The 13,848-nt window shown below is 73.2% G+C and carries 14 protein-coding genes; 4 read left to right on the top strand and 10 right to left on the bottom strand.

The genetic code is table 11. The features are described 5' to 3' along the window. Window positions 1-93 precede the first annotated feature (93 nt). Together BKA00_RS04470 and BKA00_RS04465 are read left to right on the top strand one after the other, a co-directional pair. Window positions 94-843 carry an HAD family hydrolase gene (locus BKA00_RS04470; RefSeq protein ID WP_185023709.1) on the top strand — a complete coding sequence of 250 codons (750 nt, stop codon included), beginning with the start codon at window positions 94-96 and terminating at the stop codon, window positions 841-843. Next, window positions 840-3,239: a glycoside hydrolase family 65 protein gene (locus tag BKA00_RS04465; protein ID WP_185023708.1), complete on the top strand. Its 2,400-nt coding sequence runs from the start codon at window positions 840-842 to the stop codon at window positions 3,237-3,239. Before BKA00_RS04470 ends, BKA00_RS04465 begins: the two co-directional genes overlap by 4 nt. 27 nt (window positions 3,240-3,266) lie before the next feature. On the opposite strand, the gene BKA00_RS04460 is transcribed toward BKA00_RS04465, so the two are convergent. The 8 genes from BKA00_RS04460 to BKA00_RS04425 form a co-directional block, all read right to left on the bottom strand. Continuing rightward, window positions 3,267-4,163 carry a hypothetical protein gene (locus BKA00_RS04460; protein ID WP_185023707.1) on the bottom strand — a complete coding sequence of 299 codons (897 nt, stop codon included), beginning with the start codon at window positions 4,161-4,163 and terminating at the stop codon, window positions 3,267-3,269. A gap of 62 nt (window positions 4,164-4,225) precedes the next feature. Next, entirely contained in the window at window positions 4,226-4,780 is a 555-nt protein-coding gene (gene soxR, locus BKA00_RS04455) for a redox-sensitive transcriptional activator SoxR (protein WP_185023706.1), read from the bottom strand. Between the two features lie 62 nt (window positions 4,781-4,842). Further along, window positions 4,843-5,436, bottom strand: a complete 594-nt coding sequence (locus tag BKA00_RS04450) for an HdeD family acid-resistance protein (protein WP_185023705.1) — start codon at window positions 5,434-5,436, stop codon at window positions 4,843-4,845. Window positions 5,437-5,569: 133 nt separating this feature from the next. Next, complete coding sequence (locus tag BKA00_RS04445) at window positions 5,570-7,387, bottom strand: phosphoenolpyruvate carboxykinase (GTP) (RefSeq protein WP_230298466.1); 1,818 nt, start codon at window positions 7,385-7,387, stop codon at window positions 5,570-5,572. 178 nt (window positions 7,388-7,565) lie between these two features. After that, on the bottom strand, window positions 7,566-8,618 hold the full coding sequence (locus BKA00_RS04440; RefSeq protein ID WP_185023703.1) for an ABC transporter ATP-binding protein: 1,053 nt from the start codon (window positions 8,616-8,618) through the stop codon (window positions 7,566-7,568). After that, window positions 8,615-9,439, bottom strand: coding sequence for a molybdate ABC transporter permease subunit (gene modB / locus BKA00_RS04435; RefSeq protein WP_185023702.1), 825 nt, complete (start codon window positions 9,437-9,439; stop codon window positions 8,615-8,617). Before modB ends, BKA00_RS04440 begins: the two co-directional genes overlap by 4 nt. Further along, window positions 9,436-10,212, bottom strand: coding sequence for a molybdate ABC transporter substrate-binding protein (modA, locus tag BKA00_RS04430; RefSeq protein WP_185023701.1), 777 nt, complete (start codon window positions 10,210-10,212; stop codon window positions 9,436-9,438). The genes modB and modA overlap by 4 nt, the downstream gene beginning before the upstream one ends. 13 nt (window positions 10,213-10,225) lie before the next feature. Beyond that, window positions 10,226-10,633 carry a helix-turn-helix domain-containing protein gene (locus BKA00_RS04425; RefSeq protein ID WP_185023700.1) on the bottom strand — a complete coding sequence of 136 codons (408 nt, stop codon included), beginning with the start codon at window positions 10,631-10,633 and terminating at the stop codon, window positions 10,226-10,228. A gap of 171 nt (window positions 10,634-10,804) precedes the next feature. Here BKA00_RS04425 and BKA00_RS04420 point away from each other — a divergent pair, with 171 nt between their 5' ends. Further along, a complete protein-coding gene (locus BKA00_RS04420; RefSeq protein ID WP_185023699.1) occupies window positions 10,805-11,779 on the top strand; it encodes an alpha/beta hydrolase in 975 nt (324 codons plus the stop codon). A 1-nt stretch (window position 11,780) separates the two neighbouring features. On the opposite strand, the gene BKA00_RS04415 is transcribed toward BKA00_RS04420, so the two are convergent. After that, the gene (locus tag BKA00_RS04415) at window positions 11,781-12,911 is read right to left on the bottom strand and encodes a nucleoside 2-deoxyribosyltransferase domain-containing protein (RefSeq protein ID WP_185023698.1); all 1,131 of its coding nucleotides are present in this window, start codon (window positions 12,909-12,911) and stop codon (window positions 11,781-11,783) included. 91 nt (window positions 12,912-13,002) lie between these two features. Here BKA00_RS04415 and BKA00_RS04410 point away from each other — a divergent pair, with 91 nt between their 5' ends. Further along, on the top strand, window positions 13,003-13,605 hold the full coding sequence (locus BKA00_RS04410) for a hypothetical protein (RefSeq protein WP_185023697.1): 603 nt from the start codon (window positions 13,003-13,005) through the stop codon (window positions 13,603-13,605). Here BKA00_RS04410 and BKA00_RS04405 read toward each other — a convergent pair whose 3' ends face one another. Next, on the bottom strand, window positions 13,606-13,809 hold the full coding sequence (locus tag BKA00_RS04405; RefSeq protein WP_185023696.1) for a hypothetical protein: 204 nt from the start codon (window positions 13,807-13,809) through the stop codon (window positions 13,606-13,608). Between the last annotated feature and the right edge of the window lie 39 nt (window positions 13,810-13,848).

The raw sequence follows: 13,848 nt of genomic DNA, 5'->3' as shown, positions 1-13,848 counted from the left end.
TTCGAGCGCCCGGCCCCGCATGTCCGCGCTCGCCGCGGGAACGGGCCGCGCGTTGAGGATCACTATCGATAGTGCCATCTACCTGGGGGTGCGATGCTGGGACTGCCGGACGAGGCGGCCGCGTGTCTCTTCGATCTCGACGGGGTGCTGACCCGGACCGCGGCCGTTCACGCGGCGGCGTGGAAGGAGATGTTCGACGGCTACCTGCGCGGGCGGGCGGAGCGGACCGGTGAGGCGTTCACCGAGTTCGACCCCGTGCGCGACTACGGCCGCTACGTCGACGGCAAGAGACGCGAGGACGGGACGCGCTCGTTCCTGGAGTCGCGCGGCATCTCCCTGCCCGAGGGCGAACCTGACGACCCGCCCGAGAAGGAGACCGTCAGGGGCCTCGGGAACCGCAAGAACGCCCTCGTCCTGAAGCTCATCGAGGAGAAGGGCGTCGAGACCTTCGACGGGTCGATCGACTACGTCCGCAAGGCGCGGGAGGCGGGGCTGAAGACGGCCGTGGTCTCCTCCAGCGCCAACACCGTCCAGGTCCTGCGGACGGCCGGCATCACCGACCTGTTCGACGCGCGCGTCGACGGCGTCGTCGCGGCGGAGCGGAACCTGCCCGGCAAGCCCGCCCCCGACACCTTCCTCGCGGGGGCCGAGGAGCTGGGCGTCCCGGCGGACAAGGCCGTGGTGTTCGAGGACGCCCTCGCCGGCGTCCAGGCCGGGCGTGCCGGGGCGTTCGCCTACGTCGTCGGCGTCAACCGGGTCGGCGACGAGCACGCGAAGGCGCTCGCCGAGCAGGGCGCCGACGTGGTGGTCGACGACCTGTCCGAGCTGCTGGAGGCGCCGTGAGCACGCACGACGGCCAGGCGGGCGCCGACCGGCCCGTGTTCTCGGTGGAGCCGTGGTGCGTGCGGGAGCCGGAGCTGCGGCTGGACCGGCTGGCGCAGACCGAGTCGGTGTTCGCCCTCTCCAACGGGCACGTCGGCATGCGCGGCAACCTCGACGAGGGCGAGCCCCACGGTCTCCCCGGCACCTACCTGAACTCCTTCTACGAGCAGCGTCCCCTGCCGCACGCCGAGACCGCCTACGGCTACCCCGAGATGGGCCAGACGGTCATCAACGTCACCAACGGGAAGGTGATCCGGCTGCTCGTCGACGACGAGCCGCTCGACGTGCGCTACGGCCGCCTGCACCACCACGAGCGGATCCTCGACATGCGCGCGGGGACGCTCACCCGGCACGTGGAGTGGACCTCCCCGGCCGACCGGACGATCAAGGTGACCTCGGTCCGGATGGTGTCGCTGACCCAGCGGGCCGTCGCGGCGATCTGCTACGAGGTCGAGCCGGTGGACGAGGCGGTCCGGGTCGTCGCCCAGTCGGAGCTGGTGGCCAACGAGGCCCTGCCCGGCGGCGGCAAGGACCCGCGCGAGTCGGCGATCCTGAGCAGCCCGCTCGTCGGCGAGGAGCACGTCGCCAACGGCACCAAGGTGCTGCTGCTGCACCGGACGCGGCAGAGCGGCCTGCGGATGGCCGCCGGGATGTCGCACGACATCGAGGGCCCGGAGTCGATGGCGATCGACACCGAGAGCTCCAAGGACGTCGGGCGGCTGACGGTCGCGACGCGGCTGGAGCCCGGGCAGCGGCTGCGCATCGTCAAGTACATCTCCTACGGCTGGTCGAGCCGGCGGTCGCGTCCCGCGCTGCACGACCAGGTGGTCGGGGCGCTGGCGGGCGCGCGGCAGACCGGCTGGCAGGGCCTGCTGGACGAGCAGCGCGCGTACCTCGACGAGTTCTGGGAGGGCGCGGACGTCGAGGTCGACGGGGACGCGGAGATCCAGCAGGCGGTCAGGTTCGGGCTGTTCCACGTCCTGCAGGCCGGCGCCCGCGCGGAGCGCCGCATGATCCCGGCCAAGGGGCTGACCGGGCCGGGCTACGACGGGCACACGTTCTGGGACACCGAGACGTTCGTGCTGCCGGTCCTCACCTACACCTCCCCCGGCGCCGCGGCGGACGCCCTCGGCTGGCGGCACATGACGCTGCCGCTGGCCCGGGACCGTGCCAACCAGCTCGGCCTGGAGGGCGCGACGTTCCCGTGGCGGACGATCCGGGGGCACGAGTGCTCGGGCTACTGGCCCGCCGGCACCGCCGCGTTCCACATCAACGCCGACATCTCCGACGCCGTCGTCCGGTACGTGGACGCCACGCAGGACGAGCAGTTCGAGCGGGAGATCGGCCTGGACATCCTGGTCCACACGGCCCGGCTGTGGCGGAGCCTCGGCCACCACGACGTGGGCGGGGTGTTCCGCATCGACGGGGTCACCGGCCCCGACGAGTACAGCGCGGTGGTCGACAACAACGTCTACACCAACCTGATGGCGCGCCGGAACCTCCAGGAGGCCGCGGAGACGGCGATGCGCCACCCGGACGTGGCCGACCGGCTCGGCGTGAACGCCGAGGAGGCGGCGTCGTGGCGGGACGCGGCGGCGGCGATGCTCATCCCCTACGACGAGCGGCTCGGCGTCCATCCGCAGAGCGAGAGCTTCACCAACCACGCCCGCTGGGACTTCTCGGCCACCAAACCCGACCACTATCCCCTGCTGCTGAACTACCCCTACTTCGACCTCTACCGCAAGCAGGTGGTCAAGCAGGCGGACCTGGTGCTCGCGCTGCACCTGTGCGGCGACGCGTTCACCGACGAGCAGAAGGAGCGCGACTTCGCCTACTACGAGGGCCTGACCGTCCGCGACTCCTCGCTGTCGGCACAGACGCAGGCGGTCGTCGCCGCCGAGGTCGGGCAGCTGGAGCTGGCGCACGACTACCTCGGCGAGACCGCGCTGATGGACCTGCACGACCTGAACCACAACACCCGCGACGGGCTGCACATCGCCTCGATGGCGGGCGCGTGGAGCGGCCTGGTCGCCGGGTTCGGCGGGATGCGGGCGGGCAGGGGCACGCTGCGGTTCGCGCCGCGGCTGCCCGGCGGGATCAGCCGGCTGGCGTTCCGGATGCGGTACCGGGGCAACCGGATCAAGGTCAGCATGACCGGTGAGGCGGCCCGCTACGAGCTGCTGGACGGCCGGGGCCTCACGCTGTGGCACCACGGCGAGCGGTTCACCCTCGCCGACGAGCCCGTCGAGCTGCCGATCGAGCAGATCCCGGTGCGCCCGCCGGTGACGCAGCCGGCGGGGCGGGAGCCGGCCCCGCGGCGCATCGACCCGCACGGGCGCGTTCCCCGCCGCCGCTAGATCGTTGATGGGAAATATCGGTGCTGGTCAGTGGTCGTAGGCGATCAGGGAGCGTTTGACGGGTGCGTCGATGAGCCAGTTGTGCCAGATGGCGGCGTTGAGGGCGCAGATGCGCTGGCAGACGCGTGTCCACAGGCCTTCGGGGGTGCGGGCGGCGTGGCGTTCCAGGCCGAGCTGGTTCTTCAGTGTCCAGATGACCGCCTCGATGCGCTGGCGCAGCCAGCCGGGGAACACCGCCACCGGGGGATGGGGCTCGTCGGCGCGTGGTGGCCGGATCAGCACATGGCCCAGGTCGGCGGCGGCCATTTCCACTCCGGCGCCGGCGAACCCCTTGTCGCACACGATCGGGCATGGTCCTGGTGCGGGCGGCTGGACGTGCAGCAGGTGGATCGCCTGCAGCCGTTCGTCCAGTTCCTTGGGGTGGGCCAGGCTGAAGGCGCACACCGCGCCCTCGGCGGTGGTGACCAGCATCAGCTTGGCGCCCCAGTAGAAGGCGTGGTGGGACTTGTCCATGCCGTAGCCGGCGATCTCGCCCAGGCCCGAGCGGTGCACGGTGGTGCGCGAGGCGCCGCAGCGCACCGGGGTGCCGTCCATCAGCCGCAGCCGCTCATGCCAGGAGGGCGTCTGACGGACCAGCCACGCCGCCGCGGCCAGCAGCAGCGGGGCGGCACCGCGCAGATGCCGGTTGTATTCGGACTGGCAGGGAAGACGCGGGAACAGGTGACCGATCCGGGCCGGGGCCAGGCGCAGCCACCGGTGCTCGGCATCGCATCCCAGCAGGACCTGCGCGACGGCCACGCAGACCAGCTCGGCATCGCTCAGCAGCCGGGCACGGCCCCGCCGCCGCTGTCGCCGCGAAGGCAGGACGTGATCGTCCAGATGAACGTAGAGTGCGGTCAGAAGGGCGTCCAAGTCAGTCTTCACACACCGACCATGGGCGCCCTTCGCCGTGTCCGTACCCAGTTCAACGATTTCCCATCAACGATCTAGGCGGGGTCGCTCCCCGGAGCGCAGGCGCGGACGCAGCCGTCCGCCTCGGAGGCCCGCGTCCCGCCCGCCGGGCGGGGCGCGGGTTCCCCGGCGCCGGCCGGCACGAGCAGACGGCGCGGCCCCGGCCCCTCGTCGCCGAGCCGGTCGTAGGGGTTGGCGAGCGCGCATTTGTTGATCGACAGGCAGCCGCAGCCGATGCAGTCGGTGAGGTCGTCGCGCAGCCGCTCGAGCTGCCGGATGCGCGCGTCGAGGTCGCCGCGCCATCTCTCCGAAAGGCGCGCCCAGTCCGCCACCGTGGGGGTGCGCTCCTCCGGGAGGGTGGCGAGCGCGTCGCGGATCTCGCCGAGCGGGATCCCGACGCGCTGCGAGACCTTGATGAACGAGACCCGGCGGAGCGTGTCCCGGCTGAACCGCCGCTGGTTGCCCGCCGTGCGCCGGCTCTTGATCAGCCCCTTGGCCTCGTAGAAGTGCAGCGCCGAGACGGCCACCCCGCTCCGCTCGGCGAGCTGCCCGACGGTCAGTTCGTGCACCCGGTGCTCCAGCCGCGTCATGCACCGGATCCTACGCGTTCCTCAACCGCGCTTGAGGTCGCGCCGGACGGCCCGGGCCCCGGTCAGTAGTGGGGGCCCGGCCGGTAGTGGGCGGCCGGGCTCGGCCCGCCGGGGCGCTCGGCCGCCTGCCCGAGCCGGCGCAGCCGGAACGCCGCGCCGATCATGGCGGCGCCGGTCAGGACGGCCAGCAGCCCGATCAGCCAGACGATGGCGATCGCGCCGGAGACGGGCCACGCGAACAGCATGATCCCGAAGATCAGCGAGACGGCGCCGGTGAGCACGTACGCCCACTCGCCCTTCAGCTCCTTGCGCATCGCGAGCGCGACGCCGATCTCCAGCACGCCGGTGGCGACCGCCCAGGCGGCGATCAGCATGAGCAGGACGAACGCGGTGATGCCCGGCCACACCAGGGCGGCGATGCCGAGCGCGACCCCCGCGGCCCCCGACAGGGCCAGCAGGCCGCGCGGCCCGCCGGACGTGCCGCGGATCGCCTGCGCCACCGCGAACACGCCGTCCACGAGGGCGTACGCGCCGAACAGCACCACCAGAGCCCAGACGGTGATGCCCGGCCACACCCAGGCGACGATGCCGAAGATGATCGCGAACGTGCCGCGCAGCGCGAGCACCCACCAGTGGCGGGTCATCAGGTCGAACATGCCGGCCTCCCGGGGACGGAACCTCCTCCAGTGTCCGTCTCCGTCCCCTGCGGGAAACGCAAAGGCCGGTCGCGAACTTCGCAAAGTTCGCGACCGGCCGCGGGTCCGGGCGGCGGCAGGCGCCGCCCGCGCGTCAGTGCTCCAGGCGGCGCACCAGGTCGTGGTACTCGTCCCACAGCGCCTTCGGCGTGTGCTCACCGAACTTCTCGAAGAACTCCGGCACGAGGGCGGCCTCCTGCTTCCACACCTCGGTGTCGACCGACAGGAGCGTCTCCAGGTCGGCGTCGTCCAGGTCGAGGCCCTCGGTGTCGAGCGCCTCCCTCGTCGGCAGGTGCCCGATCGGGGACTTGACGGCGTCGGCCTTGCCGTTGAGGCGCTCGACGATCCACTTCAGGACGCGGCTGTTCTCGCCGAAGCCGGGCCAGATGAACTCGCCGTCGGCGTTCTTGCGGAACCAGTTGACGTAGTAGATCCGCGGGAGCTTCTCCGGGTCGGTCGCCTTGCCGATCTCCAGCCAGTGGCCGAAGTAGTCGCCCATGTTGTAGCCGCAGAACGGCAGCATCGCGAACGGGTCGCGGCGCAGCTCGCCGACGGCGCCCTCGGCGGCGGCGGTCTTCTCGGACGCGACGTTGGCGCCGAGGAACACGCCCTGCTGCCAGTCGAACGACTCGGTGACCAGCGGGACGGCGGAGGCGCGGCGGCCGCCGAACAGGATCGCCGAGATCGGGACGCCCTTCGGGTCCTCCCACTCGTCGGCGATGATCGGGCACTGGCCGGCCGGGGTTGTGAAGCGGGCGTTCGGGTGGGCGGCCGGGCTCTCGGAGTCCGGCGTCCAGTCGTTGCCCTTCCAGTCGGTCAGGTGCGCGGGCGGCTCGTCGGTGAGGCCCTCCCACCACACGTCGCCGTCGTCGGTGAGGGCCACGTTCGTGAAGATGCTGTTGCCCCACAGCGTCTTCACCGCGTTGGCGTTGGTGCTCTCGCCCGTGCCGGGCGCGACGCCGAAGAAGCCGGCCTCGGGGTTGATGGCGTAGAGGCGGCCGTCGTCGCCGAAGCGCATCCAGGCGATGTCGTCGCCGATCGTCTCGACCTTCCATCCGGGGATGGTCGGCTCCAGCATGGCGAGGTTGGTCTTGCCGCACGCCGAGGGGAACGCGGCGGCGACGTAGCGGGTCTCACCGGTGGGCGGCGTCAGCTTCAGCACGAGCATGTGCTCGGCCATCCAGCCCTCGTCGCGGGCCATCGTCGAGGCGATGCGCAGCGCGTAGCACTTCTTGCCGAGCAGCGCGTTGCCGCCGTACCCGGACCCGTAGGACCAGATCTCCCGGGTCTCGGGGAAGTGCGTGATGTACTTGGTGGAGTTGCACGGCCACTTGACGTCCTCCTGGCCCGGCTCCAGGGGGGCGCCGACGGAGTGGACGGCCCTGACGAACGACCCGCGCTCCTCGATGAGGCGCAGCGCGCCCTCGCCCATCCGCGTCATGATCCGCATGGACACGGCGACGTAGGCGGAGTCGGTGATCTCAACGCCCAGCTGCGAGATGTTGCCTCCCAGCGGGCCCATGCAGAACGGCACCACGTACATGGTGCGGCCCTTCATGCAGCCCTCGAAGAGGCCGCCCAGGGTCTCGCGCATCTCGGCGGGCGCGATCCAGTTGTTGGTGGGACCGGCGTCCTCCTGCTTCTCGGAGCAGATGAACGTCCGGTCCTCGACGCGGGCGACGTCGGTGGGGTCGGAGGCCGCGTGGAAGCTGTTGGGCCGTTTGGCGGGGTCGAGCCGCGTCAGGGTGCCCTGCTCGACGAGGAGGCCGGTGAGCCGCTCCCACTCCTCCTCCGAGCCGTCACACCACTCGACCCGCTCGGGCCCGGTCAGCTCGGCGATCCCGCGTACCCACTCAATCAGTTCGGTGTGGCCGGTAGGGGCCTGGTCGAGGCCGGGGACCTGGTTGGACACGGGCGTCTCCTTCAGCTGTTCGCAGGATCTTTGCATGATGAACAAGACCCGTCGTTTTTGCCATTTGGTCTGGACCAATCACGTCCGCTTTTGGGGGATGATGCCCGGTTTTGTGAGGGATATCACTGGTCGGCGGCACCGACCGCCCGCGACCGCCCGCCGCCCGGCGAGGAGGCGTTCAAGCTGGGTAAACGTGGGTCTCGGTGGCCTTCACGGCCGCCCATACGGGGCTGCCCTCCGACAATTGGAGCTCCGCGACCGCCGCCGGAGTGACGTCCGCTACGGCGTCGAAAGGCGGGCCCGGAAGCCGCACCCGGACGCGGTCCCCGTGCCGTTCGATCGCGCCGACGCGCGTGCGCCACAGGTTGCGCGGGCTTCCGTCGGGACGGCTCCGGTACAGCGCCACCGAGGATGGCGCGAAGGCGAGAAACACCTCACCTTCGAGTGGGTCGACAGTGTCGAGGGTCGCGGCACCGTCCCCCAGGGCGACCGTGCCCGCCTCGGCCTTGCCCCGGTACAGGTTCAGGCCGACCAACCGCGCGACGTAGTCGGTGCGGGGGCGGCGCGCGACGTCGGCGGGGGTCCCCTGCTGGACGAGCCGGCCGCCCTCCACGACGACGAGGCGGTCGGCGAGCACCATGGCGTCCAGCGGGTCGTGGGTGACGAGCACGGCGGCGCCCCCGAAGCCGGCGAGGTGGCGGCGCAGCGCGGCCCTGATCTCCAGCCGGGTGTGGGCGTCGAGCGCCGCGAGCGGCTCGTCCAGCAGCAGCAGGCGCGGGTCGACGGCCAGCGCGCGGGCGAGGGCCACCCGCTGCGCCTGCCCGCCCGACAGGGCCCGCGGGCGCGCGGACGCGTGCTCGGCGAGGCCCACCCGCTCCAGCCAGTCCGCGGCGGTCCGCCGGGCGGCGCGGCGCCCGGCGCCCTGGCAGCGCGGCCCGAACGCGACGTTCTCCAGCGCCGTGAGGTGCGGGAACAGCAGGTAGTCCTGGAAGACCATGCCGATGCCGCGGCGGTCGGGCGGCAGCGGCCGCAGGTCCGCGCCGTCCACCCGCACGTGCCCGCCCGCCATCGGCACGAGCCCGGCCAGGGCGCGCAGCGCGGTGCTCTTGCCCGCGCCGTTCGGGCCGAGCAGGGCCACCACCTCGCCCGGCCCCGCGGTGAGCGCGAGATCGAGGTCGAACGCGGCCCGGCGGACGACGAGCCGCGCGTCCAGGCCCCGGGGACCGCTCATCGCGCGCCGCCCACCCAGCGGTCCCGGAGCGCGGCGAGGACGGCGACCGAGACGGCGAGCAGGACGAGGCTGAGCACGATCGCCGCCTGCGGGTCGGTCTCCAGCGCCAGGTACACCGCGAGCGGCATCGTCTGCGTCCGTCCGGGGAAGTTGCCCGCGAAGGTGATCGTCGCCCCGAACTCGCCGAGCGCCCGCGCCCAGCACAGGATCGCCCCGGCCGCGACGCCCGGCGCGACCAGCGGCAGCGTGACCCGCCGGAAGACCGTCCAGCGGCCGGCGCCGAGCGTGGCGGCGGCCTCCTCGTAGCGCAGGTCGGCGGCGCGCAGCGCGCCCTCCACGCTGATCACCAGGAACGGCATCGCCACGAACGCCTCGGCGAGCACGACGCCGGCGGTGGTGAAGGGGAACGTGAGCCCGAAGGCGCGGTCCAGCCACCCGCCGACCAGCCCGCGGCGTCCGAGCACGAGCAGCAGCGCGACGCCGCCGACGACCGGCGGCAGCACCAGCGGCACGGTCACCAGGGCCCGGACGAGCCGGACGCCGGGGAACCGGACCCGGGCGAGCGTCCAGGCGAGCGGGACGCCGAGCAGCAGGCACAGGCCGGTGGCGAGGGTGGCGGTGAGCAGCGAGAGCCGGAGCGCCTCCATGACCTGCGCCTGAAGCAGGCGCGTGCCGAGCGTGGACCACGGCGCCCTGACGAGCAGGCCGAGCAGCGGCAGCACCAGGAAGGCGAGCCCGAGCAGCGCGGGCGCGAGCAGGACCCACGGCGGCCCGCCCGGCAGCCGGTCCGCCTCCCGCGACGCCCTCCGCGGTCGCCTCACGGCCCCTCGAAGCCCGCCCGGCTCAGCACCGACCTGCCCTGCTCGCCGACCACCAGCCGGATGAACTCCCTGGCGAGCGCGCTGTGCGGCGCCCGGGCGACCTCGACGATCGGGTAGTCGTTGATCGCCTTGGCCGCCTCCGGGAACCCGATGCCCGCGACCCTGCCGCCGGCGGCCTTCACGTCGGTGCGGTAGACGAGCCCGGCGTCGGCCTCCCCCAGCCCCACCTTCGTCAGGACGGCCTTGACGTCCTTCTCCCGCGACACCGGCTCGACCTTCACCCCGGCCGCGGCCAGAGCCGTCTCGGCCGCGGCGCCGCACGGCACCTGCACCGCGCACAGCACGACCTTCAGCCCCGGCCTGCCGAGGTCGCCCACCTTCGCGACCTTGCCGGGGTCCCCCTTCGGGACGGCGATGACCAGGCGGTTGCGGGTGAACACCCGCGGCGGCCCCGACGCGTCCCCGGCGGCGGTCACCGTCTTCATGGTGGCGGGGCTCGCGGCCGCGAACACGTCGGCGGGCGCCCCCTGCGTGATCTGCTGGGCCAGCGTCGAGCTGCCGCCGAACTGGAACCTGACCCTCACGCCGGGATGCGCGCTCTCGAACGTCTTCCCGAGCGAGGTGAACGCCTCGGTGAGCGAGGCCGCCGCGAACACCGTCAGGGTCGCGCCGTCGCCCGCCCTCCCCGTCCCGGAGGAGCCCTCGCCGGCGACGTCGCCGCAGCCGGCCAGAACGGTGAGCGACAGCGCCGCCACGGCCGCGGTGCGCTTCATCACGGTGCCTCCCTCAGCCCTGGTCCGGCACTTCGACGACGACGTTGGTGGACTTGACGACGGCGTCGGCGACCACGCCCGCCTCCAGGCCGAGTTCGTCGGCCGCCTCGCGGCTCATCAGCGACACGACGCGGAACGGCCCCGCCTGGATCTCGACCTGCGCCATCACCCCGTCCCGGATGACCTCGGTGACGATCCCCCGCATGCGGTTGCGCGCCGAGGAGAAGCGTTCGGCCTGGTCGGAGGCTCCGCTGCCACGCGCCTGGCCGCGCACGAAGGCGGCCAGCGCGGCCCCCGGCACCCGCCGGTGCCCGTGCTCGTCCCGGGACGCCGGGAGCCGGCCGCCGTCCACCCACCGGCGGACGGTGTCCGCGCTGACCCCGAGGAGCGCGGCGGCCTCGCTGATCCTGAACGTCGTCACCCTGCAAAGCCTAGACAGTCGCATATGCAAGGGGAAGGGCGACAAGTAACTCGATATGGCGACACCTTTTCCTCGTATCCCCTCGCAGCTGCGGTGAGCAGCGCCCCGCCTTCCCCGCCGCACGCCGCGGATGTCACCATCTACTTACATCCCCCGAGGCGAGGAGGACCCGTGACGGCACAAGGCCCCGCGACCCTGGTGATCGAACGGCACGGGACGGCGAGCCTGCGCTCCCGGGCGGTCTCGGCGGGCGTGCGGCGGCTGGTCCGGCCCGGCCTCGCCCGGCTCGCGGGCCGGCCGTTCGACGAGCGGGCGCTGCGCCGCGCCGCCCTCCTCGACCGGCTCGCGGCACGGGCCGGGACGCCGCGGCGCATCCGGGTGGAGAAGGTCGGCTTCGACGGCTTCGGCGCCGAGTGGGTGTCCGCGCCCGGCGCCGCGCCGCCGCGCGACAAGGCGATCCTCTACCTGCACGGCGGCGGCTGGATCTCCTGCGGCCTCAACACGCACCGCCGGATGGTCGCCTCGTTCGCGGCCGCGTCCGGCGCCACGGCGCTGTCGGTGGACTACCGGATGATCCCGGCGGTTCCGTTCGAGCGGGAGGTCGAGGACTGCGTCACCGCCTACCGGTGGCTGCTGGAGGAGCGGGGGATCGACCCCGGGCGCATCGTGGTCATGGGCGACTCGGCGGGCGGGCACCTCACGTTCGCCACGGCGCTGCGCGTCCGCGAGGAGGGGCTGCCCATGCCCGCGGCGCTCGCGGCCCTGTCCCCCATGCTCGACATGGACCTGGCCGGCAAGCTCGCGCACGCCAACATGGGCCTCGACCCCTCCGACCCCGGGGCGCTCCTGGAACGCCTCGTCGAGGGGTTCCTCGGCCATCTCGACCTCGCCGACCCCGCGGTCTCCCCCGTCCGCGCCGACCTCGCGGGACTGCCGCCCGTCCTGCTCACCGCCGGGTCCACCGAGCTGCTGTACTGCGACTCCGAGCTGATGGCGCGGCGGCTCGCCGAGGCCGGGGTGCCGGTGACGCTCCAGGTGTGGGACCGGCAGCTGCACGTGTTCCAGATGTTCGGGCCCTACCTGCCCGAGTCGCGCGCCGCGATCGCCGCGCTCGGCGCGTTCGTCCGCGACGCCCTGGACGGCTGAGTCAGCGCGCCTCCAGCAGCGCCTCGGCGATCATTCCGAGGTTGGCGGCGTCCACGAGCCCCTCCCGCCTGATCCGCCCGAACGGGGCCACCACGACGTGGGTGCGCTCGCCGGCCTCCGCCACCCCGTGCGGTCCCGACCCCCGGATCCGCTCCAGCTCGCCGGCGGTGACCTCGGCGGAGAACAGGTGCGCGCGGTGCGCCGACAGGGTCGCGTTCACCTGCCGGGAGCGGTGCTCGCGCAGCCGGCCGGGCTCCAGCGCCAGCCCCGTCTCCTCGGCGACCTCCGCGACCGCCACCTCGCGGGGGCCGCCCGGCCCGGAGCCGCCCGGCAGCTCGTGGACGGCCCCGTCCGCGCCCGCGCTCCGGAACTCCCGGACGAGCACGACCTGCGTCTCGTCGAGCACCGCCCCGGGCCGGTACAGCACGACCGCCGAGATGTCCGGCCGCCCGATGACGATCTCGTTGTCCTTGACCCGGCCCTCCGCGGCCACGCGGACCCGGACGTGCAGGCCCCAGCACACCCCGAAGCGGAACACCACCCGCGCCCCGAGCAGCTCGTTGCCCGCGCCCCGCTGGCCCGCGTACCAGCGCTGGAACGCCGCGTCCCGCCACAGCAGCAGCGGGACCTCGCGCTCCCCGCCGGCCCGGGGCGCGCCGGCGCCGATCCGGCGCAGCGCCGCCGCGACCGTCTCCGGCAGGCCGGGGGCCGTCGGCACCGCGGACTTCTCCGCGTAGTGCAGCAGGTAGCCGTTCCTCGGCGCCTCCGGCGGCGCGCCGAACACCACCCGGCCGCTGTCGTGCCACATCCCCCACTCCACGTTCGTGGTGAAGGCGGGCATGGCCTCCAGGTCGCGCGGCACCCAGAAGACGACCTCGTCGGCCAGGTGCAGGCAGCGCTCCTCCCACTCGATCTGGCCGTCGTAGTCGTCGTAGCGGCCCTCCCGGTGCTCGGGGTCGAACACCACGAGCCGCCCGCCGCCGCGCCAGCGGGCCCGCAGCTCGGCGTGGGCGTCCGGCCGCCACGAGGCGACGCCGGGCGCCCGGGGCGTGGGGCCCGCGAGGAACACCGCCGCGTCCCAGCGGGCCGGTGGCTCCTCCCACGCGTGGACGAGGGTGACGCCGTCGTCCATGCGGCGCCTCCTTTCCAGTCGTGTGGACCGCCTACTAACGGGTAAACGCTGCTGATAACAGAATCACACTCCCGGTCAGGAGGAATCGATCATGGCTGGGACCATGCGAGTTCCGCGCACCCGAGGCGTCCTCAGCGGAATCCTGCTGATCCTGCTGGGGCTGTGGGGCGCGCTGCTGCCCCTCGTCGGCCCCTACTTCCACTTCGGATTCACGCCGGACGACACCTGGGTCTACAACACCGACCGCCTGCAGCTCAGCATCGCCCCCGGAGCCGCCGCCGCGCTGGGCGGGCTGATCCTGCTGTTCAGCGCCAACCGCGTCGTCGGGATGTTCGGCGGCTGGCTGGCCGCGCTCGCCGGCGCCTGGTTCGCCGTCGGGCCGACCCTCGCCACGCTGTGGAACGTACCGGGCGTCGGCGCCCCGCTCGGCGCGAGCGAAGGGCGGCGCATCGCCGAGCAGCTCGCCGGCTTCACCGGCCTCGGCGTCGTGATCGTGTTCCTCGCCGCGCTCGCGCTCGGCAGGTTCGCGGTGGTCGGCGTCCGCGAACGGCGGCTGGACGAACCCGAGCCGCCCGGGTCGAACACCACGCAACCGCTCGTCTACGGGCGCTACGCGCGGGAGAACCAGCCCGGCCAGGGCCCGCCGCCGACCGGGGACCAGCACGTCGCGGGCGACACGCGCTGGGAGCGCTAGCTAGCGGCCCCGCCGGCGCATGTTCCGGACCGACTTGGTGGTCTCGTAGCTGCCGCGCTCGTCGTCGAGCCGCACGTCGTCGCGGTCGGTGAACATGGCGACGAAGGCGACCAGCAGGCCGACGCCGCCGATCCACGGCTCCCGCCATGCGAAGCTGAGCGCCACGCAGGCGACGGCGACGGCGATGAGCACCAAGAGCTTCACGTCACACCCCTCGACCGCGTCCCGGCGACGGAGGACCCG

Source organism: Actinomadura coerulea, from assembly GCF_014208105.1.
Taxonomy (GTDB): Bacteria; Actinomycetota; Actinomycetes; order Streptosporangiales; family Streptosporangiaceae; genus Spirillospora; species Spirillospora coerulea.
Note: the sequence above shows the minus strand (reverse complement) of the source record. Positions and strands in the feature narration are given on the sequence as shown.